Raw genomic sequence first — 21,157 nt, forward strand, 5'->3', positions numbered from 1 at the left:
GCGGGACGCCGAAGCTACCGAGCGGAGCGACAGCATGACATCCAGCTGGATCGCCACGGGCCGCTCTGCGGGCCTCGCGATGACAAGGCATTGGGAAGACGCGTCTTAGTTCTCCATGCCGACCGGCGGATTCGGAGGCGGGCCGCCGTCCTCGAGCTGGGCTTTGAGGCCTGGCGGATAGAGGTCGTAAAACACTTCGAGGCGGCACTCGGCGGCAGCGAACTCCAGTTCGTAGAGATGATCGAACTCGATCAGGCCGGTCTTCGGGTTCTTGTGGGGATTGGACGGCCGGATGAGATAGAATCCGTTGGCCTGCTTCGGCGCGACCGGGCCGGCGGCGGCTATTTCGGTGATAGTCGCGTTGGCGTCGTCGCAGCAGACGCGCAACCAGAGGAACTTCACGCGGTGCTGGGCGCCGATGTCGTGCAAGTCGTATTTGCCGGCGCCGGGAATGGTGCCGACCTGCCAGACGTGGCGCCGCGAGACGGGCCGGCGGTTTTGCTCGGGAGTGTAGCACTCCCACACGATGTTTTCCCAGCCCGCCATGGTGACATGGAGGGTGTGGGTGGAACACCGGTTGTAGCCGAGCGGCGGTTTGCCGCACTCCTGATACTGGGCTTCGTTCGGGAATTCAGGGTCGGCAAGCGGGGCGGCGACGGCCGGCGCAGCGGCTGCCGCACCACCGGATTTCTTCGCGGGGCGTGGGTTCTTTTTCATGGGAGGGTTGGGAGGGTTTTGCCGGGAGAATTCGAAAGGGCGTCATTCCCGGCCAAGGCGCGAAACGGGGGCGGCAGCGTGCTTCTTTCAGAAAAAGCGAATTTCGGCGACGTCTTTGGCGACTCGGATTTGAGCCGCCGCTTGCGTTTCGGCCGGCGTATGATTCGGTAATCGGTTCTGTTCTTTGACGGCGCATCGATACCAGTCGCCCGTCATTCCCAATTTTGGGGGTGTTCCGGATTCGACCCTTGGTTGGAGTGCGCAGCTGCCGGTCGAGAGCCGAAGGCCTCTCGCAAATCTCCCTTCGAAAAAAACAAACGGCACCTACGAAGAAATGCCCCTGGCGGCCTAATGGCCGCCTCGTTCCTACTCTGACTCCTGCTAAGGGATAGGAACGTCGACAGCAGGAATAGCGGGTTTGGCCGTCGTGACGGACCCGCCGTATCTTCGACCCACGGCTGGCTGAGGGACGAGCGCGGCTCAACGCGCGCCCGAGGCGAGATTCAAATCTGAGCCTACACCGGTAGATGCGGCGCGCGAAGGCCCGGGGCACAGGGGTTCAACTCCCCTCACCTCCACCATTTCTCACGAGCGTGAGCTAACTCGTTATCGGCAAAACCCGCTCCGACCGTTTGGGCCAATGAACCCCACGGTTTTAGGAAAGAAACGGTTAAGGTTTGAGCGCGCAAAACCGGGTTCGAGCCGGTTTTTTCGAGAACTCGGCGCATTTCGGGCCAGTCTTCCAGAAACACCGTATTTCCAACGGCGTTAGCGGAATTTATCCAATTTCGCAGCGGTTCGAGCCGCACCGCTTTAGTCCCTTCCAGAGAGGCCAGTTTGGCCTCTAATTCGACCTTCTTCTCGACCAGCGGATTCTTCAACTCACGAAGCTCAGGGAGCTGCATTTTGCCGTCCAAGAAGGCCGAATTGAGGTCGCCAATCTGCTACTGAATCACCCGCAGCCGTGGGCACAGTTCTTCGATCTGCGCCTTGCTGGCAGCCAAGCCCTCGCTCTTCAGGCAATCTCATCGACCCCGCGAAAGTGGTTCAGATCGTTAAGGGCAACACCACACGGCCGAGGTCGCAGCCTTCTTCGGCAAACCCGACGCAACCGCAATGCTCTCTGATGGTCGCCGATCCCTCGCATACAACTACAGCGCCACGAACATGAACGTGAAGGTGAACCCCTTGGCGGCCATGTTCCCCCTCAAGCCGGGCTCGATGGGAAAGACTGCCGGCACGACCCGCACGCAGAGCCTACAGGTATACGTCTCGAAAGATGGCGTAGTCGAAGACTTCGAATTCAACGATAACACCCGCGACGTGCAGGGCGACTCGATGGGCAACGCTCACTCCACAACCCGCTAAGCCCGAACGCCGTTCGCTTCACTAAATTGCTTTCTGTTTTCGGGCTTGTTTTGACCTCGTTCGAAGAATCAAAAACGGAAACCCCGCAGGCTACGGCCTGAGCGAGGTCCAATAGGCTCTGACACCGAGGGCACCTTCTTAGCCGGCCACACTGTGTTGTTGCCGGCGTTGAACCGGGCTCGAAACCAGCGAAGGCACGACTAGGCAATCGGACCGTCGGTTTCCGGGCTTCAACATCTCGCCCGCCAAACGGTTATCGTGGCAAAAAGCCGGAAAACTCTGCGCCGCTAGTCACGTCTAATCCTACGACGCGGATCTGGACCGGCACAGCCACTCCGGTTGTTTCAACTGGCGGTGTAAAACTCAAGGGCGCGCCTTGCAGCGACTGCGGGATCGCAAAGCGTGCTGACGCGCCGATGCAAAGCGCGCCCTCGCGCTTCGGTTTCAGAAAGCCGCTGTAGCAGCGTCCTCAAATGCCCGGCCAAACCTTCATGGTCATCTGGCGCGAACAGCAACCCGTCCGGTCCGAGCAGCTCTGGGATTCCGCCCGATGAGCTTCCCACGACACAACGAGAGAGCGCCGCGGCCTCGATTACGACAAAAGGCAGCGCGTCGTTGTCGCGCGAAGGCACCACCACTGCCGTCGCCTGTGCCATCGCCGCCAGAACGGCAGCGCGTTCGAGTTTCCCGTGAAAGATCACCATATCGCGCAGATTCTCGCTTTCCACGATCTGCTCCAACCTCTCTCGTTCCGGGCCGTCTCCAATGATGACGAGTTCGAAATCTGCCGCGCTCTTGCGCAAGTGCGCGATCGCCCGCAAGAGCACTTCCCCTCCCTTTCGCCGCTCCAGTCTTCCCGCAAAGACGAACCTCGGCCGTGCCGGTTCGACGCGTGGGCACGGAGCGACTTCGCTGAGAAGATCCATCGGATAATAGTCCACCGCCACATCGAGGGGTAGTTCGCACGAGCGCGCGATGAACTCGCTGCATGCGAGGCGACGGTGCACCGCGAAGGCAAGCGCCACGCGCATCACGACCCGGGCAAACCTCACCACGACGTGTTTGATCCCTCCCGCCCCCTGCCCCGAAGTCAGACGCACCAGAAATCGCAGTTCTTCAGCGCATCGCCCTCCAAAGCCTCGGGCCACAAACGGCCCCTGCAGAACGGAGTCCCAATAGGGATAGTGATACTTCAGCACGACTCGTTTGCCTCGCAGCCGTGCGAACAGGACGAGCCAAAGGTGATGCGAGTTCACGTGCACCACGTCCACCTGCTCCACCGCGCGCCACAGCGCACGCCCCGATACTCCGTGGGTGGAAAACACCATCACTTCCACTCCTTGTCGGCGCAACGCAGCGGCCAGCCGCTCGCAATACGTTACAACGCCGCTGATCTCCCCCGGCGCATGCGGATGTTGCAGCAGCACCCTCATCTCCGCCCTCCCGCATGTGCCGTGAGTTCCGAAACTGCGGCTCGGCCGTCGTCCGACAGCAACAGTCGGCGCACGAACTGACTCGCGCTCGCAGGCTCGCCCATGCCGAGGCGTCGCGCCAGCCAGCCGTTCGCAACGGAGGTGCGGCGTTTCAGCACGGCTGCCAGCAACACTTTTTGGGGCGCGGACTTCTGCGCGGGCAAGGCCGCCAGATCGATCTTCGCCGCGCGGGCAAATTTCCGCAGCGTCTCCTCCCACACCGCTTCACGCTCGCGCCGGACAGCCTCCGGTTCGAGCCCGCCGAACCGATCCAGCTCTGCGCCACGCTCCGCGATCTGGCGGCGCAGCTCGTTGCGAAATTTCTCCGCACCGACACACCAGCCTCGGCTCATCGTCTCGGACACGAGCGCAACTTTCGACGGCTCGTCCCCAGCGAGGAATTCGAGATAGCTGGCATATTTTCGCCAGCCCGCCGGTGTGTCCGGCAGCCCGCCAGCCTCAGCGAGCACAGTCGATGCCTCCAACCATGCCTGTCGTCCCTTCGTTGCAAACCGGGGAAGGCTGCTCCACGGGTAGTCCGTGATCCGCGCGGCCGATCGCAGTCCCGCACGCACCGGGTTGAGGTGGATATAGTGGCAGACTCGCGCGAGCGCGTGCCCGGGCTCGACGTGCAGCGCCTTGTAGCGCCCTTGGAAAGGCCGGCCGATGAGTCGGCGCAGCGCGTTGTGGCGGCGAATCCAGGTGCCCTGCAGCCACTTCATCCCTTCGCTTAAATTCGGCTCTGTTAATTCCAGTGCCAGATGGAAGTGATTGCTCATGACCACGAACGCGTGCACACGCCACCCGTAGCGCTCCGCCGCCTCTCCCAGCACCCGGACAAAAGCCTCCGCCGCGCCTTTCCCCTCGAACAAATTCCGGCGGTAGTTCCCACGGTTGATCACGTGGTAACAAGCCCCTGCATACTCCACTCGCCATGGCCTCGGCATGTCATCGAGCCGGCCGCAGGCTCAGCAATTTGTCAAGAGTCACGACCTGACGTGTTCGACCGGTCCTGACGGCGCGGGCCGGAGGAGCGCCGCTTCGGGCGGGCCACTGCACCGCCCAGGCCGCCCCCGGCGGGGTTGCACTCCACCGGACGGAGCGCAAGCGGAGGAGGAAGCAGAGATCGTGACAGCTCCGCTGGCGCGATCTGTGCCGCATGGCTCGATGCCATGCGTTCCCTTTCATTTCGACAAGCGCACGCGAGCGGCTAACTGGTTCCAATAACCGCGCGCATCAGCAACTTCATGCGCAAGCGGCTTCATTGAAGGCCAAGTTTGAGCCTCGGCCAACCAGTCACGAACAGCCGTGATTTGCGCAGGCGTTAAACGCTCAAACTCGCGCTGCCTCTCCATTCGCTGCCGACGCTCGTTTTCTACTTCGTCAGCGCCACGCCCCATTCCAACGCCCGCAAAAAATGGTGCCTCAAGATTTGCGTTCAGATAGTAAATCAACCGCTCAAGAGACCACGCTTCGTTTGGAGGATTTCGCGCCGACCAGTAGAGCAACGCGCCAAGGAAAGGCGGAACATCATCAATGTAAAAGCTGCTGATATCGCCCGCGAGTTGGCGCATTTCATCATCGCTGGCCTCGTCCGGAAAAAAGCCGGCCGAGTCAGGATTGAGCTTAGGAAAAGCAGCCTCGATGTCGGCTTTTAGGCTCATTGGTAAGCGGGCGTCAGCCCGAGCAGTCCACCACCGGCAACGACCAACGGAGCGCCGACCGCTACGCCGATCCCAATTGCGGCACCGCCAGCTCCGTAAACAAACGCCGCTCCCGGCGTTGGTATGGATTCTTCCGGCACATTAACCGCCCATTGCTGGAGCGGATTTAGCGGCGCAACGGGCGCAGGGATCGGACGCTTTGCAACATCCCAAACCCAAACCGGGATTTTCGGCGGGTCGTCGCAATCGTCATCATCCCAGCACTTTTCCTTAAACTCGTTCAGGCGATTCCAAAGGCCGCGCTTCAAATCCATCATCTCCTTGTAATGACCGCCTGGCTTGGTCCGGTTCGGATAAGAGCGCCCACCAACCTGACGCGTGCCGCCTCGGATATGACCACCGCGCGCGTCTGCCACCGGATCATATTTGAGGAACTCTGCTGCAAGCTTGCCGGCCTGAACCGCGATGTCGGCCGCAAGTGCGGCGCAGGCTGCATTTAGCCCAAACGGATCGAACAGATTGATCGGGTTGTTCCCGACCATTCCGTAAAGATTCAGCCCACCCGCTTCCCCAATCGGATCCCTGCTGAGCCACCTCCCGGTCCCCGGACTGTAATATCTTAGACCGTAGTAGAGCGTGCCGGACTCGCGGTCGGTGTATTTCGTGCTGAAGCGGAACGGGAGGTCGCTGACGGCGGCGCCGTCAGCCACGAGTGGCTCGCCGAAGGCGGCGTAGTCGAGGGTGGCGCTGCGCGCGCCGGTGACAGCGTCGACGTAGCCGAGGACATTGCCGTTGCCGTCGAATTCGGCGAGGTGACTTTCACCACCGATGGTCGAACCAAGGAGCCCGCCAACTCCGCCGGCGCCCTGTGGCGTGCCACTCAGGTCGAGTCCCCAGATGTGGGTGCGAACCGCCGAGTTGGCCGCGTTGACCTCGGCGATAAGAGTCCAGCCATTGTAGACGAAACGAAGCGACTCGGCGAGTTGCCAGGCGTCGCCCGTCCACGCGTAGACTTTCTTGCTCACGCGTCGCGACTGACCGTCGTAGCCGAATTCGAGCTTCCGCTTCGGCACCCCTGCGGCAGCCGCAGCATCAGCGGTGACCATCGTCACGAGCCGGTTCTCCGCGTCCCAAGTGTAGCTCCAGCGTGAGTCGGAGATGAGGTTTCCATCCGCGTCGTGCGCGAAGATCTCGGGAGTCTTGGAAACGAAGACCGCGCGGCTCTGCGTTGCCACAACGTCAGCCGCGCTTGGACCGCCGTTGCGTTTTACGGCGGTCACCGCAAGCGCGGGGAACTGGGCCGCGGTCGAATTGTCGACCGGAATCCGTCCGGAGAAATACTCTCCGGCCCGCTCGACCGGATAGATGGTTCCACTGGCGGCGGTGAGCGTCACCGTGGTGCCCGGCGCAGCGCCACCTGCGACCTCGGCAAAGCGTGGCACCGTGCGCTCGGTGTATTGGTTGAGCGAGTTTGACGTGTAGGTCGTCGACCGGGCAGTCGAACCGACACCCACCGTGGAGGAGAGACGATTGCCGAGGTCATCGAACAAATAACTAAAGCTCCGCCCGCCAATCACGTCACCCGGTTCCGCCTCCGCGGGAAGAAGCTGACGCTGACTAGCACTGGTGACCTGGCCACGGGAATCGTAGCCGTAGACCCACGCCGTTGCATTCTCCCGCCGCGCCTGCGCGCGCTGGTTGACGGCATTGTAGCGATAGTCGACGGACAGGGCCGCTGCGGTCGATTGCGTGTTGGAGACCGAGGTCAACCGCCCCAGGTTGTCCCACCCGCGCGCCGTGGTGAGACGGAGTGCGGCACCGCTCTTGAACGTCAGCGTTTCGATGAGACTGGAATTCGTGACGTAGCCGTAAGTAGCGGTGACATCGCCCCATTTCACCGTGTTGAGGCGCGAGGCATCGCCATAGGTGTATTCGGCAGCGCGAAGCGTGGTCGCGCCGCTGAGGCTCGATAGTTCGTGCAAGCGTCCGAGTTCGTCCAGCGTGCGATGGACAGCGAGTGTCGCGAGCGGGCCGGCGGTATAGTCCTCGTCCTGCAACGCGCCCGTCGGTGCATACGTGAGGGCGCGCGTGCCGGCGCCGTCGGTAATTTCGCGCGCCCGGCCACGACGGTCGGATTTCACGCTCACATCCGGGGTGTCGTCGGAGTAGTCGATGCCCTTCAGGTCCCCCGCCGCATTGTAGTCGTAAGTCGCCGTCACAGCGGGAGTGCGCGCCCACTGCCGGGTCTTCAATCTTCCGGCGTCGGTGTAGGTGTAGCTTGGCCCCTGGTCGTCGGCATACCGCTTGTTCTCGAGCCAGCCGCGACGTGGCTGGTAGTTCCAAGTCGTGACTGCGGCAGTCGCGTTGTCGGCAGAGTTCCGCCAAGTCTTCTGAGTGCGGAGACGTCCCTGTTTGTCGTAAGTGTAGAAGACGGAATAGGTCTGAGAACCGGAAACCTGCTTTACCAGACCAGTGGGGTAATACTCCGTGGTCGTGACAGAGTTATCCGGCAGGGTGACGGTGGACCGGCGCCCCGCAGCGTCGTAGCTCAAGGTGGTAACTTGCGCGTCGTAGCCAGCGCCCGTGCGGGTCGTGTCGGAATCTGGAGTCGTCACGGTGTGAAGCTGGTCGTCGTCGAACCACGTGTAGGTGGTCGGGCCGTTGCGCGCGTCGGTGGCGGTTTTCAGACGTCCGTGCTCATCGTAGGCGAGCGCCGTGCTGTTCATCACGCCGCCGTCGGCGGAATTCTTCAGCGTGGTTGAAGTGAGCCGGCCTTTCACGAAGACCTGCACCGTCTGCGAAAGGTCGGGGGCAACGATCGCAATCGTGCGGGTTGCGGTCGCTGGGTCGACGGTGACCGTGGTGGCAGTCGTGAGCCCCTCCTCTGCGGCAATAACGTTCGGTCCCGGCACCGTTTGCCAGGAGTGCAGGCCGTCGGAGGTCTGCTCGACAATCGAGACCGTGGTCGCCGCATTGGAGTGGTCCGTGTCCCACACTTCCGTGAGCGTGCGCTGCACGGTGTAGACTGTGCCGCCGACAGTCTTGGCCGCAACGGAGGCGGTCGTTTTCGTGACACGGTCGGTGCCATCAGCGCTATCCGAAGCGCCACCGCCGTAATCGATGGCGCTGTTGCCGTTGAGATCGATCGCCACAATGTTCTGTTCACCGCGCGCGTCGTAGCCATAGAGCGTCGTCACACCGTCGGCATCGACCGTGCGGTCCAGCTGGCCCGCCGTGTTGTAGTGCCAAGACTGGGTTACGACGCTGCCGGTGCCAGTGAGCGCGGGGCGCTCCTCGCGCAGCGGTCGTCCGGCAAAGTCAGTAACACTCTTGACCCACTCGGTCGTCTCGCCGCTGTCTCCGAGACGGGTTTCAGTTCTCACCAACAGACCGCTCTCGATTGCATCGACAAATGTCCGCGGGCCGGTCGCCGTTCCCGAAACCTTGAGCAGCGTTCTGTCGCGAGCGAACTCCTCGATTGTCGTGCCCAGATCCGGAGCCGTCGTCGTCACTCGACGGGTTATCGTGGTCGTCGCGGGAAAATTCTCTTCCATGATTTGCGTGAGCCGGTCCCGGGCGTCCCTGCGCTCATAAAGACGGCCGGCCAGATCATATTTGTTTTTTTCCTGCACGATCTCGGAGTCGTCTGTGCCGATGCGGCTGACCTGCTTTACCCGCCCGGCGGCGTCATAGACGGTGTGCGTCGTGAGGCCGTCGCGGACAACGTCGGTGACGCGACCGAGCTTGTCGTAAGTGTAGCCGACGGTGTTTCCAGCACGATCGCGCGACGAGAGCAGGCCGCAGCAAGCATAGTCGCGGGTTTCGTAGGTGCCGTCGGAATAGTCCATCCGGGTTGGCCGCAAGAGGTGATCGAACTCCGTCGCCGTCCACGACGACAGCACTAGGTTGCTGCTGATATCGCGCACGCTCACGCCCACGACATGCCCTTGGGCACTGAGGGTTGTCGTCGTCTTCGTGCCGTCCACCACTGCGCCGGAGGTCGAATCATAAGCGCCGACCGACTCAATGATGGTCGACGTGCCGTCGCCCGCGGCGGAGCAGACGGTGGTCGTCGCGCTGCCGTCGGGTTTGATGCTGCTGCGGGTCCGGCCTTCGAACAATCCCGGACCATAGCGCAATTCCGTCGTGGTGAGGTTCGTCGCGGCATTCCAAGCCGCGCCCGAGGCGGTGCATAGGATCGTGGAGCGCTTGACGAACTTCTCGCCGCCAATCGCGACCGGCGCGCTCCAATCCACCACGTAGCGGCGGCCGGTTTCGCTGCCGCATGTGAGTTCAATGATGGTAGTCAACTGCTCGGCCTTTCCGTCGCCGTCGGTGTCAGCGAGCGTGCCGTAACTGTTGCTTGTGACGCGGTGCGAAGCATCGTTGGTGTCGGTGACCAGCGAGTCCAGGAAGGGGCGCACTACTTTGGTAACACGTGTTGAGGTATCGTAAGTAAACCGCTCCCACGAACCGTCGGCGTTGATGCGTTGAGAAACGTGGGAATACCCTGGGTCATTGACGTAGTCCACGTAACTCGCCGAGCTAGTCAGGTTGGCACGACCCGTGCCGGGATCGAGAATCTCCTGGATGGTTTCGTCGCCCCAGTCGTAGTTGCGCACCGTGCGCTCGGTTTTGGAAACGACAGTCCCGTCAGCTTCCTTGATCGAAATCGTTTCGGTTCGGATCCGCGAGTCTTGTGGATTGGGGGTAACCACCACGATCTGCGTTCGGAGTCCGCTGCCCGTCGAATACGTCCAGGTGTTTGTGCCTGAATCGAAACCAAACAGGGTTTCCTTGGTGGTCGTGCCGCGCGTTTCCACGACCTTCAGCCGCGACTGGCCCGACGCATCGGGATTTTCCACGCGATAGGAGGCGAAAGGCTCGGCGCCGGACTGGAGCGCATACACGCCGGTGGTGGAATCTGGCGCTCCGATCGATGAGGCACGGTAGAATTTCAAATCATAACCTGCCGCCGAGACGTTGGTGATATCGGCCAACATCGTGGGTGATTTCACCTGCCGCAAAACTCCGGCGGGGTCGCGCACCGGCAAGGTGTCGGTTCCAATCGCCAGCGTGAGAGCGGCGGGTGAGTAGAGCGCCGCCGTGATCGTTGACGAGTCCAACAGGAGCGAACCCGCCGTAGCGCCTCCGCTGGCCAGGCCCAGGTCCCAACGGAGATGCACGCTCCGCCAAGCGGAACTCATGTCGCCGCCGGAGCTGTTCCCGCAACCACCCACGAGCTCCACTTTCGACAAAGTGTAGTCGGTGTCGTAAGCTAGCCCAATCGTTCCCCCGCCGGGAAGACGCGCCGTCATCGAGCGCACGTCCAAATCGGCCTTCAAGGTCTGGGTCCCGGCCTCAAGACGGGCGCGGGTCGTGAAAACCACCGGCTTCACATTGGTCGTCGAACCGTGGGCTGCCGTATCGAAGGTGAAGCGCAGCTCATAGGTGCCCGCGCAACTCACGTTGGCGATGACGTCGAAACTGACGCTGCAGAAATGAAAACTGAAACCACTCGTGCGCTTAAGGCGGAAAGCCGTGCGTTGATTGCCGGTGCCTGCCGCCGCGACGGCGCGGTCGTAGGCCATCTCCTCCGTGAACTCGTTGGTCAGCGACTCTTTGACCTCGCAGGCGATGACCTTTTGACTGACGCCGAAGCCAACGCTGCAAAGATTCCCGGTCGCGCTGTTGCGGCGCTGGGTCGCTGTTTGCTCCAAGGTAAAACTGCAATTCTCGTCGACCACCGCAGAGTCGACATTGTCGACGCTGATGGTCGTGCCATCAAAAGCGGTGCCTTCAACGTGGCCCGTCGTGCTCGTCGAATTGGTTTCCGGGTTAAAGGTGACCGCCCCCGTATATGTCAGCTTCTTGTTCGGCGCGGGCTTGAAGCGCCATTTAACCGTGCCCAGCTGCATGAACGCGTAATCGCGCGCCTCCCCCGCACCCGCAAACCACACAACGCCAAATACGCCATATTCACCCGGGCCCGACGGAGAGCCGAAACTCCCCAAGCCACCGATCAAGTTCCCCGCCGCGTCTTTGAACGCAAGGCCGCCGTAGGACGGCCAGTCTCGCTCGAATTCGTATGAACCGACCGCCATGCCGTTGTCTCCACTGAAGATCACCGGTTTGTGCGTTCCGCTTGCCGTTACATCGTGATCCGTCGCCGGCTGGTGGACGACGGCGCTCTGGGAAAATGACCCCGATACCGCCGGGGCGCTGTCGATCACGACCGGTCCCGGAGCCAAACCAGAGCCATCGGATTTCCAGAGTTCGGCCTCCCAGCTGCCGGAAAATTCCTTTTTCAGGTATTTCCGCGGTGGGGTCGACGGACTGACGAACTCGCTGAATCCGACGAGGATTCCAGCTCCGCCACGCGACACGAAGTTGATCGCCGCGAGGCCGTTTCCGGCACTGTCGCCACATGATTCGCCAGCGTGCCCGAGCGGCGAAAGTGTGATGGCGGCAATAGTGAGAATTACAGAAAAACGCTTCATTGGCCGAAATCGAAAAGACGGAGTTGAACCATTGTGCCGCCGGAATCCGGAACGGCGGGCTTCGTGGGATCGCGGCCCAGACGGAATTCAATCAAGTTCGAAACACCGTCCTCATCCGGGTCGCCCGAAGCTGTCTGGGCGGTTCCGCCGAAGTATTGTTGTTCCCACTCGTCGGGCAGACCATCAGCATCCATATCCCCCGGATCGAGGGTAGCCGCCGGCGCGAAGCTGAACAAAAATTTCACCTGACCAATGTTCGCCGGGGCGTAGTTATTATCGTCCGATACAGCAGACGACCAAGGGTATATCTGACCAGAAGCCAGAGGGGGGCCCTGGTAGCCAACCTCGGCAAGGCGATCATAGAATTTTTTCGCCAGTGCCTTTAGCTGGCCCTGACTAATCGCCGCGTAGTCGTTCCGAGAAATTCCCGTCGGCGCCGGTTGACTCCAAGAAGCCACGAGTGAGTTTAGTGTCGGCCCCGCGCCACCCGTAAGCTTCGCGTTCATTTCAGCAACGGCCTGCTTTGCTATCTGTTTTACCTGCCCAAGATTGGCGGCGGCATAGTCGTTAGGAGATGTTCCCGTAGCCAGAACACCGCGTTCACTCCACCACGCAGGCGGAGCCGCTACCGTCGAGCCAGCGAACAAGGCGATCCCAACACCAGTAACGCAGGTCCGTAAAAAACGTGTAGGCATAGCGTGGGACCTATTGTGGTTCAGACGTAAACTCCCCCATGGATAAATCTCCCTGGGGAGCGATGCGCACCGGCCCATCGAAGCGAGTCGCTCCGGTGACATGCAATTTGGCTGCCGGTGCAGGCGTGCCGATGCCAATCTTACCGTCGACACCGTAGATCCAGTTTCCAATCGACAGTTGATTGTCTGCGGTCGGCGATGGTAGCTGCGCGTTGTATCCAACTGCGATATTGAAGCTGCCAGTCGTGATCTGCGACCCGGCGTAAGTGCCAACTGCCGAGTTATTGGAGCCACTGGTGTTGGCATTTAAAGCTTGGTGCCCGAAAGCTACGTTCGCGTTGCCGTTAATGTTCGAGCCGAGTGTCGACGATCCTGACAAATTTGAGGCTCCTACGGCCGTGTTCAATTCACCGACTGTGTTCTGCTCCATGGCTGCGTTGCCAATGGCAAGATTCGCACTGCCGGTAGTATTATGGGACAATGCCCACAATCCCACCGCTTGATTCCATTTGTCGTCGCGAAAGAGGTTCATTCCGTTGATGCTACCGCTGAACCGAACGTTACCGACGACGTCCAATTTGACCGACGGAAGCGCCGTGCCGATGCCGACATTGCCGGCGAAGTAATTGTCGGCATCGGGATCGGAGGCGTAGAAGGAGAAGGGCTTGTTCGTCTGCGTGCCAGATGTGACGTCGCCAACGTAAACGCCGTAGGTGTCCGTGATCGTGCCTGAGTTGTAGACATTCTCAACGTCCACCCCCTTCGCGGTCGAGACGACGGACGAACTGCCTGCATTCTGTAAGCCCAAAACTGCTGCCGCCATATTGGTCGTGACCGATGTAGCGAGATCGCTGTTTCCGTTGAACGCCATGGAACGAGAGCCCCACAGGTTGGTCGCAACGCCGCTGGGCGAGTAATTTGCGGCCGTCGAAATTTGTCCCATGACTGAGCCCACCGGGCCACTGCCCGCGTGTGTTGAAATAGAGTAAACACCGCGCAGGGTGCCAGCGGGCGACGAATAGCTAGCAGGAGTGCCGACATCCACCACCAAGCCACTGCGCGCTCCTCCGGAAGTCACTTCGTTTGCGACAACCAGCCCCGCGACATGTGGCTTTGTAGTGTTTCGCACACTGGAATACGCGCGAATTTGAAACTGCGCGAAAATACTGGGAAAGGAACTTGTTGCTGCGACAGTTGGAGATGCAAAGAAATCGAAAGCTCCGTTGTCGCTGGCGCCTGGTGTGCCGACGCCAAGCATCGCGCTCGAGGTGCTCGATATACGGACGTTACCCGCGACATCGACCTTCGCTCCCGGCGTTGCCGTGCCCACACCAAGGTTGCCGTTGATGATGACGTTGCCGCTGCCGCTGGGGCTTAGCGTGATGTTCTGATCGGTGCCGCCGGCGTTGAGGGTCAGCCCGGTGCTACCACCAAAGACCGCGCCACTACTTACTGTGTAGTTCGTCGCCGTGAGCGCGCCGCCGACGGCCACAGCGCCATTCGTCGCTAGTCCGGTGCCGTTTGCAGTCAAAGTGGCGCTGCCGAGACTGAGCGATTGTGCCGACGGATTCAGCGTGAGCGCGGCCGTGCTGCCGCTGTAAAGCGTGAGATTGTTTGAGGCATCAAGCCGCATCGCCGGCGCGACCGTGCCGGCATTATCGACCTCCCAGAGCCACGCCGACAAGCGGGTCAACCTCCAGCCAGCGCCATCCGAGCCGGACGGGAGATAAAATGTCCCCACGCCGTAGTTGCCGGCGTTGTTGCCGAGCGTGAGGGTGTTGCCCTCGACGTCGAGATTGCCTCCGACGCTCGCATCTGCGGCAACCGAGGCCGAGCCCGTCACGGTGAGGTTTCCTGCGATCGTCTGATCCGCGATCAAAAGGCAGGGCGAAAGCGCTGCGAAGAGGGCGCAGGTATGCGCGCCGCGACGGAGAGAACTGGGGAATTTCATGGCGAAAGGAGTGTATCAATCGCGCAGGCCGGCGTAACCGATGAGCCACGAACGTCCCGCACGATTTGCCGCAGGATCGCAGGGCCCATACTGCATTCCTCGGATTATTTGAAGTTGAGATCAACTCACCGGGTGGAGCGATGAACTTCTCAAGACACATGTTTCGAAGAGCATCTCTTTCAAGTCAACCGCTCGTTGCTGAGGCTGTTTACCTATCGCCGCTCTATGAGCTCAAGTGAGCACTCGCTCCCCTGCCTCTGAGGGGCGAAACGTTCAACATCCACTGATAGCCGCTCAGGTCAAACCCAGGAGAAAAAGTATCTTGATTGACCGTCGCCTCCGTAAGCCGCCTGTGGCGGAAAACTATTTCCCTCTTTCCGCTGACTATATTGTAGATCTGTTGCCGAGTGGCTCTCCGCTTTAGTCTCAGGGTTGATCCCGGCTCTCCGACGCTTGCTGCGCGAATTGCTCACAGCGGCGACCTGCTACCCAATCTCCATTATAGTAAGAGAATTGGTCTCAGGACGGGCGGCACGGAATGCCGGCGCCCGGGAGACGAATTTCTGTCAGCCGCGATATCGCTCCTCACTCGACCGCTCAATCCTTCAAAACGACACGTGCGGCGGGACACGGCACGGCGGCCTTTCGCCGCTTTTGGTGGCCTGCCAGCCCGGCGCAATCGAGGCGAAATCGATGTTTCATCCGGGGGAATTGTGCCTCATGGTCGGACGCGGCCCCCTGTAGAATGCAGATAATACCCCGGCTCCTTGGGCACGGCTTCCGTTCCCGGATGACCTTCGCCGTGCAGCTGTTGCTGATGGCGAGTTTCGCAGCCGCCGGTCTTGTCACCTACTACTTCGGACGGCGCGCCGAGGAAGCCCATGTTTCCACCATCGCGCGCCAATCGCTCGCGCGCGCCTCGGCGCGACTCACCGGCATCACCAGCGTCGCGGTCTCGCAACACGAGGTGCTGACGCGGACGCTCCAAGCCAACGACGGCCAGACACCGCTCCCGGAAGTGCTCAATCTGCTCGCGCCGACCTTCGTCGCGCGGCCCACGCTGGCCTACGTCGGCATCGCCCGCGCCGAGAACGGCGAATACGCGATGCTCGAGCGCCGCTCCGGCGGCGCCACGCTCCGGCACTACCTCGTCCGCGCCGACGGCCACCGCGAGATCCACGTCTACGAACCCGACGCCGCCGGCCGCATGCACTTCCAGCGCGCGCTGTCGTGGAACGGCTACGACCCGCGGACCCGCCCCTTCTACACCGAGGCCGTCGCCGCCGGCCGGCCGGTGTGGACGGACAGCTACGTTTTCCGCGATAACGACAACCAGCCCGCCACACTGGGCGCGACGCTGGCCGCGCCGTGGCGCGACGCGAGCGGCCGCCTCGTCGGCGTGACCGACGTGGACTTCGACACGCACTCGCTGTCGGTCTTCATGCAGGAGCTGCAACGCGAGTTGCCCGGCCGCATCTTCGTCATCGAAAACCGGCGCGACGGCACCTTCCGCGCAGTCGCGCACTCCGACTTCGTCTCCCGCGTCGACCTCCGCGCCGAGGATTTCCAACGCGAACCCGCCGTGCCCATCGTCGCCGAGTGGCTCCGTCGCGCCGGAGCCGCGCAGCGCCCGCCCGAGGGCCTGCTCCACTTCCAGCTGAAAGGCGAAGACTACGTCGCGGACGTCGACCGGGTGCGCGGCGACAACGCGCCGCCGTGGTTCGTCGCGGTCGTGATGCCGCGCGCCGCAGTCGTCGCGGATCTGGAATTTCAGCTGAGGCTCTCCTGGATCACGCTCGGGCTGCTCGCCGTCGCAGCCGTTTTCGGCGTGCGCCTCGTCACCCGCTCGCTCGCCTCCCCGCTCGCGCGGCTGACCGGCGAAGTGGCGAGCCTCGAACCCAGCCTCGCGCGCGATCGTCCCGCGAGCGAGCAAGGCCCCGAGGAAATCGTGCGGCTCGCCCGCGCCTTCAACGATCTCGCCGCCCGCGTGCGCACGCGCCAGACGGAGCTGGCCGCCGCGCGCGAGACCGCCGAGGAGAACGCCGCGCGCCTCCGCCGCGCCAACCGCGCCCTCCGGCAAATCGCGCAGGCGATCGCGGGCCGCGACCACACCGAGGTCTGGCGCGAGAGCGTGCGCGCCTGCGCCGAGGCGCTCGACATCTCGCGCACCGCGATCTGGTTTCGCGAGCCCGGCAGCCGCGACCTGCGGCTCCTCGCCATGTGGGATTCCGACGCGCAGAAGTTCATCGACAACATCGTCGTCGATATCGAGGCGCATCCGGAATACTGGCTCGCGCTCCAGCGCGATGGACGGGTCGCGACCAACGACGCCGCGTGCGACGTGCGCACCGCGCGGCTGCATCGCGAATGGCTCAAGCACCTGCCGCACGTGGCGCTGTTCGATTCCGCGATTCGCGTGCAGGGCGAGATCGTGGGCGTGTTCTCGTTCCACCACCTGCATCCCGGGCGGCAGTGGAGCAACGAGGATGAGGTCCTGGTGCTGGGCGCGGCCGATCTGGTCGCGCTCGAATTGGAGCGTTCCGGCCGGCGCGCGATCGAGGCGAGCGAGGCCGCGCGCGCGCAGCGTCTCGCGCGCCAGCACCGCGCGCTCTCCCGCGCCGCCTTCTGCCCGGAGCTGCGCGGCGGGCAACTCGACGGCGCGTTCCGCGAATTGTGCCTCGTCAGCACCGAGGCGCTGGATGTGGTGCGGGCCAGCGTGTGGCTCGTGCGTCCGGGCGAGAACCGGCTCTGGCTGATGAACGAGCACGACATCGTGCGCGGCGGACACTCGCAGGGCGCGCAGATCGAACTCGCGCAGATCGCCGGCTACTGGTCCGCGCTCGCCACCGGGCGGCGCGTGGCGGCGGCGGATGCGCTGCGCGACCCGCGCACGGCGGAGCTCGTCGCCAGCCGGCTGCAGCCGCGCGGCGTGGCGGCGCTGCTCGACGCGGGCATTTTCTCGCGCGGCGAGCTGGTGGGCGTGGTGTGCTTCGAACACGCGACCGCCACGCGCGTGTGGGAGCCGGAGGAGGAAATCTTTGCCTCGGCGATCGCCGACCTCGCCGCGCTGGCGCTCGAGGCTTCCGCGCGGCAGCTCGCCGAGGACGAGATGGAGCGCTCCCGGCGCCGCCTCCAGCTGCTCATCGACGGCACGCCGCTGGCCGCCATCGACTGGAATCGCCAGCTGCGCATCATCGGCTGGAACCCAGCCGCCGAACGCATGTTCGGCCGCACGCGCGCCGAAGTCCTCGGCTTGGACGGTTTCTGGATGGTTTCGGAACAGGACCGCGCGCGACTCAGCGGCGCGTGGCGCGAATTGCTCGCCGGCCGCGCCTACTTCGTGACCCGTTTCGAAAACCGCCGCGCCGACGGCGAGACCGTGATCTGCGACTGGCACAACACGCTGCTGCGCGACGTCGACGGCGAGGTCATGGGCGTCACCTCGCTGGTCGAGGACGTCACCGATCGCGTCCGCGCGGAGGAACAGATTCGCCAGCTCAACGCCAGCCTCGAGGCGCGGGTCGCCGCCCGCACCGCCGAACTGGCCGCAGCCAACGACAAGCTCAAGGAGCTCGACCGCCTCAAATCGGAGTTCCTCGCCACCATGAGCCACGAGCTGCGCACGCCGCTGAACTCCATCATCGGCTTCACCGGCATCCTGAAGGAAGGCATGGCCGGCCCCGTGAACGACGAGCAGCGCAAACAGCTCGCGCTCGTCTACGGTTCCGCGCGCCACCTCCTCTCGCTCATCAACGACCTGCTCGACCTCTCGCGCATCGAGGCGGGCCGGCTCCAGCTCGAGGCGAAGGAGTTCGCCGCCGGCGCCGTCCTGCGCGAATGCGTCGAATCGCTCGCGCCCATGGTGCGGCTGAAGGCGCTCGAGTGCCGCGTCGACGATCGCGCGCCCGGGCTCGTGCTGCGCAGCGACCGGAAGCGTTTCCTCCAGATCGTGATGAACCTCGCCAACAACGCGGTGAAGTTCACCGATCGCGGCAGCGTCGTGATCGAGATCGAGCGCGCCGGCGACAACGCGCTGCTGCGCGTGACCGACACCGGCCCCGGCATCGACGCCGAGGCGCAGGCGCGGTTGTTCCGGGCGTTCAGCCAGCTCGACGGCTCCGCGCGCCGCCACCACGAGGGCACCGGCCTCGGCCTCTACCTCTGCCGCAAACTCGCGCACCTGCTCGGCGGCGAAATCGGCGTGGAGAGCGAAGTCGGCCGCGGCTCCTCGTTCTGGGTGCGGCTCCCGCTGGTGGCGCCCTTCGCCGGCCGCACCGACAACAGCATTCCCCCATGGTCGTGAAACCCCGCGTGCTCCTCGTCGAAGACAACCCCGCGAACGTCTACCTCGCGACGTTCCTGCTGGAGCAACACGGCTTCCTCGTCGACCTCGCCCGCAACGGCGTCGAGTGCCTCGCGCGCGTGCGCGCCGGTCCGCCGCCCGCCGTCGTGCTCATGGATCTGCAGATGCCGATCATGGATGGCTACGAGACCGCGCGCGAACTGCTCGCCGATCCGGAGACCGCCCGCCTGCCGCTCGTCGCCGTGACTGCCTACGCCATGGCCGGCGACCGCGAGAAGGCCCTCGCGATCGGCTTCCGCGATTACATCGAGAAACCTTTCGACCCGCTCACCTTCGCGGCGCGCGTCGCGACTCACCTGCCCTCCCCCGCATGAAAATCCTCATCGCCGACGACCTGGCCCAGAACCGCTACATGCTCGAGCAACTGCTCACGGCATCGGGGCATCGCTGCGTATCCGTCGCGAACGGACGCGATGGACTCGAACGCCTGCGCGCGGAGGGCTTCGACGTCGTCGTCTCCGACATCCTCATGCCGGTGATGGATGGCTTCCAGTTCTGCCGCGAAGTGAAGTCCGACACCGCGCTGCGCGCCGTGCCGTTCCTTTTCTACACCGCGACCTACACCGGGCCGGCCGACATCGAGTTCGGCCTGCAACTCGGCGCCGCCGCCTACCTCATCAAGCCCGCCGAACCCGAGGCGATCCTCGCGGCGTTGAACAACCTCGCCGCGCCCGCCACCACCCCGCCGCCCCCGGCCGATCCCGCCGACTATCTCGCGCAATACAACGCCCGCCTCGTGCAGAAACTCGAGAGCAAGATGCACGAGCTCGAGCGCGCCAACGCCGAGCTGCTCCGCACCAACCTCGCGCTCAGCGAGGAAGTCGGCCGCCGCCGCGCCGCCGAGCGCAGCGCCCGCGCCGCGTCCGCATTGCAGCACGCCACGCTCGAAAGCACGGCGGACGGCATCCTCGCCGTCGACGCCCGCGGTCGCATCGTCGCGTGGAACCGGAGCTTCGCCGAACTGTGGGGATTGCCCGCCACGGAGCTGCCGACCACGTCGTTCTCCTCGCTCGTGGCGAGCTTGTGCGCGCAAGCCGCCGACCCGGGCGCCTGCGCGCTGGCCTGGCGCGAACGCGCCAGCGGCGGCGATTCCGCGGGCCCGGAAACGATCTGGCTCGCCGACGGCCGCGTCTTCGAACGGCTCTCCCGTCCGCTCGCCGGCGACGACGCCGGCCCGGGACGCGTGTGGACGTTCCGCGACGTCACCGAGCGGCATCAGGCCGAGGCGCACGGGCGCGCCCTCCAGTCGCAGCTGTTCGAACTCCAGAAAATGGAGTCGCTCGGCGTCCTCGCCGGCGGCGTGGCGCACGACTTCAACAACATCCTGACCGCGATCATCGGCCAGACGTCCCTCGCCCTCTCGCAGCTCGACCAGCCGCAGCAGGCCCAGCCGGCGCTCGCCGCCGTGCTGAAAGCGAGTGAGCGCGCCACGGATCTCGTGCGCCAGATCCTCGCCTTCTCGCGTCGGCAGGAACCGATCCGACAGGTCTTCGCGGTCACCGACATCGTCACCGACGCGCTGAAGCTCGCCGGTCCCACGCTTCCCGCCGGCATCCAGCTCTCCGTCGATCTCGCGCCCGACGTCCCCGACGTGCGCGTCGACGCCACGCAGATGCACCAGGTGCTGATGAACCTCGTCACGAACGCCAACCACGCGATGAAGGGCCAGGGGCAAATCCGCGTGACCGCGCGGCGCGCGACGGTGGCGGAGGATTCCGCGGTGGAGGTCCGGCCCGGTTGCTACGCGATCCTGTCGGTCGGCGACACGGGGCCGGGCATCGAACCGCGCCTGCAGCGCCGGATCTTCGAACCGTTTTTCACCACCAAGCCCGCCGGCCAGGGCACCGGCCTCGGCCTCGCGGTCGTGCACGGCATCGTCACGAGCTACGGCGGTCACGTCGAAGTGCGCAGCTCGCCGGGCGCGGGCGCGGAGTTCCTCCTCTACTTGCCGGCCGCGGATTGCGACGCGAAGGAACTCAAACCCGCGCCCGCGGGCGCGTTGCTGCTCGGCGCGGGGCAGACGATCCTCGTCGCGGAAGACGATCGGCAGGTCCGCGACCTCGTCGAGGCCGTGCTCGTGAAAATCGGCTACCATCCCGTGGTGTGCCCGTCCGCCGAGGCGGCGCTGCTGAAATTCTCCACCGCCCCCGGGACCTTTGCCGCGCTGCTGACGGATCTCTCGATGGGCGGCATGAGCGGCATCTCGCTCGCGCGCAAAGTGCGCCAGCAACGCCCGCGCCTGCCGGTCGTGCTCATGACCGGCTACCTGTCATTCGAGGAATTCGACGAGGAGCAGCCCGACAAGGATTTCGAGCTGCTCATGAAGCCGTGCTCGCCGCAATCGCTCAGCGTCGCGCTGGCCCGCGCGCTGCAGGCCGCGCCGTAGGATGAACGGGAATTCATTTCGCGTTCAAACGACGTTCATTT

Annotated in this window: 12 protein-coding genes and 1 other RNA gene; 5 read left to right on the forward strand and 8 right to left on the reverse strand. The window is 63.7% G+C overall.

Translation table 11 applies throughout. The annotated features are described in order from the left end of the window. Positions 1 to 105: 105 nt before the first annotated feature. Complete coding sequence (locus HZA32_08480; protein MBI5424112.1) at positions 106 to 717, reverse strand: hypothetical protein; 612 nt, start codon at positions 715 to 717, stop codon at positions 106 to 108. A gap of 226 nt (positions 718 to 943) precedes the next feature. Between HZA32_08480 and ssrA the strand changes: the two genes are divergently transcribed. After that, positions 944 to 1,298: a transfer-messenger RNA gene (gene ssrA, locus HZA32_08485) on the forward strand. Here the strand turns inward: ssrA and HZA32_08490 are convergent. Beyond that, the gene (locus HZA32_08490) at positions 1,287 to 1,622 is read right to left on the reverse strand and encodes a hypothetical protein (GenBank protein MBI5424113.1); all 336 of its coding nucleotides are present in this window, start codon (positions 1,620 to 1,622) and stop codon (positions 1,287 to 1,289) included. The genes ssrA and HZA32_08490 overlap by 12 nt on opposite strands. 262 nt (positions 1,623 to 1,884) lie before the next feature. Here HZA32_08490 and HZA32_08495 point away from each other — a divergent pair, with 262 nt between their 5' ends. Beyond that, positions 1,885 to 2,085 carry a hypothetical protein gene (locus HZA32_08495; GenBank protein MBI5424114.1) on the forward strand — a complete coding sequence of 67 codons (201 nt, stop codon included), beginning with the start codon at positions 1,885 to 1,887 and terminating at the stop codon, positions 2,083 to 2,085. Between the two features lie 344 nt (positions 2,086 to 2,429). On the opposite strand, the gene HZA32_08500 is transcribed toward HZA32_08495, so the two are convergent. From HZA32_08500 to HZA32_08525, 6 genes are all read right to left on the reverse strand, one after another. Beyond that, the gene (locus HZA32_08500; protein ID MBI5424115.1) at positions 2,430 to 3,518 is read right to left on the reverse strand and encodes a glycosyltransferase family 4 protein; all 1,089 of its coding nucleotides are present in this window, start codon (positions 3,516 to 3,518) and stop codon (positions 2,430 to 2,432) included. Further along, positions 3,515 to 4,459: a transposase gene (locus HZA32_08505; protein ID MBI5424116.1), complete on the reverse strand. Its 945-nt coding sequence runs from the start codon at positions 4,457 to 4,459 to the stop codon at positions 3,515 to 3,517. Before HZA32_08505 ends, HZA32_08500 begins: the two co-directional genes overlap by 4 nt. 282 nt (positions 4,460 to 4,741) lie before the next feature. Continuing rightward, complete coding sequence (locus HZA32_08510) at positions 4,742 to 5,221, reverse strand: hypothetical protein (protein MBI5424117.1); 480 nt, start codon at positions 5,219 to 5,221, stop codon at positions 4,742 to 4,744. Then, positions 5,218 to 11,721, reverse strand: a complete 6,504-nt coding sequence (locus HZA32_08515) for an RHS repeat-associated core domain-containing protein (protein MBI5424118.1) — start codon at positions 11,719 to 11,721, stop codon at positions 5,218 to 5,220. Before HZA32_08515 ends, HZA32_08510 begins: the two co-directional genes overlap by 4 nt. Then, the gene (locus HZA32_08520) at positions 11,718 to 12,416 is read right to left on the reverse strand and encodes a sugar-binding protein (GenBank protein MBI5424119.1); all 699 of its coding nucleotides are present in this window, start codon (positions 12,414 to 12,416) and stop codon (positions 11,718 to 11,720) included. Before HZA32_08520 ends, HZA32_08515 begins: the two co-directional genes overlap by 4 nt. A 10-nt stretch (positions 12,417 to 12,426) precedes the next feature. Beyond that, positions 12,427 to 14,367: a hypothetical protein gene (locus tag HZA32_08525; protein MBI5424120.1), complete on the reverse strand. Its 1,941-nt coding sequence runs from the start codon at positions 14,365 to 14,367 to the stop codon at positions 12,427 to 12,429. 790 nt (positions 14,368 to 15,157) lie between these two features. Between HZA32_08525 and HZA32_08530 the strand changes: the two genes are divergently transcribed. The 3 genes from HZA32_08530 to HZA32_08540 are packed head-to-tail and all read left to right on the forward strand — an operon-like array spanning position 15,158 to position 21,116. Beyond that, a complete protein-coding gene (locus HZA32_08530) occupies positions 15,158 to 18,670 on the forward strand; it encodes a GAF domain-containing protein (GenBank protein MBI5424121.1) in 3,513 nt (1,170 codons plus the stop codon). Further along, complete coding sequence (locus HZA32_08535) at positions 18,667 to 19,044, forward strand: response regulator (protein MBI5424122.1); 378 nt, start codon at positions 18,667 to 18,669, stop codon at positions 19,042 to 19,044. The genes HZA32_08530 and HZA32_08535 overlap by 4 nt, the downstream gene beginning before the upstream one ends. Beyond that, positions 19,041 to 21,116 carry a response regulator gene (locus HZA32_08540; protein ID MBI5424123.1) on the forward strand — a complete coding sequence of 692 codons (2,076 nt, stop codon included), beginning with the start codon at positions 19,041 to 19,043 and terminating at the stop codon, positions 21,114 to 21,116. The genes HZA32_08535 and HZA32_08540 overlap by 4 nt, the downstream gene beginning before the upstream one ends. The last annotated feature ends 41 nt before the right edge of the window (positions 21,117 to 21,157 follow it).

The sequence above is a fragment of the Opitutia bacterium genome (assembly GCA_016217545.1).
Classification (GTDB): Bacteria; Verrucomicrobiota; Verrucomicrobiia; order Opitutales; family Opitutaceae; genus Didemnitutus.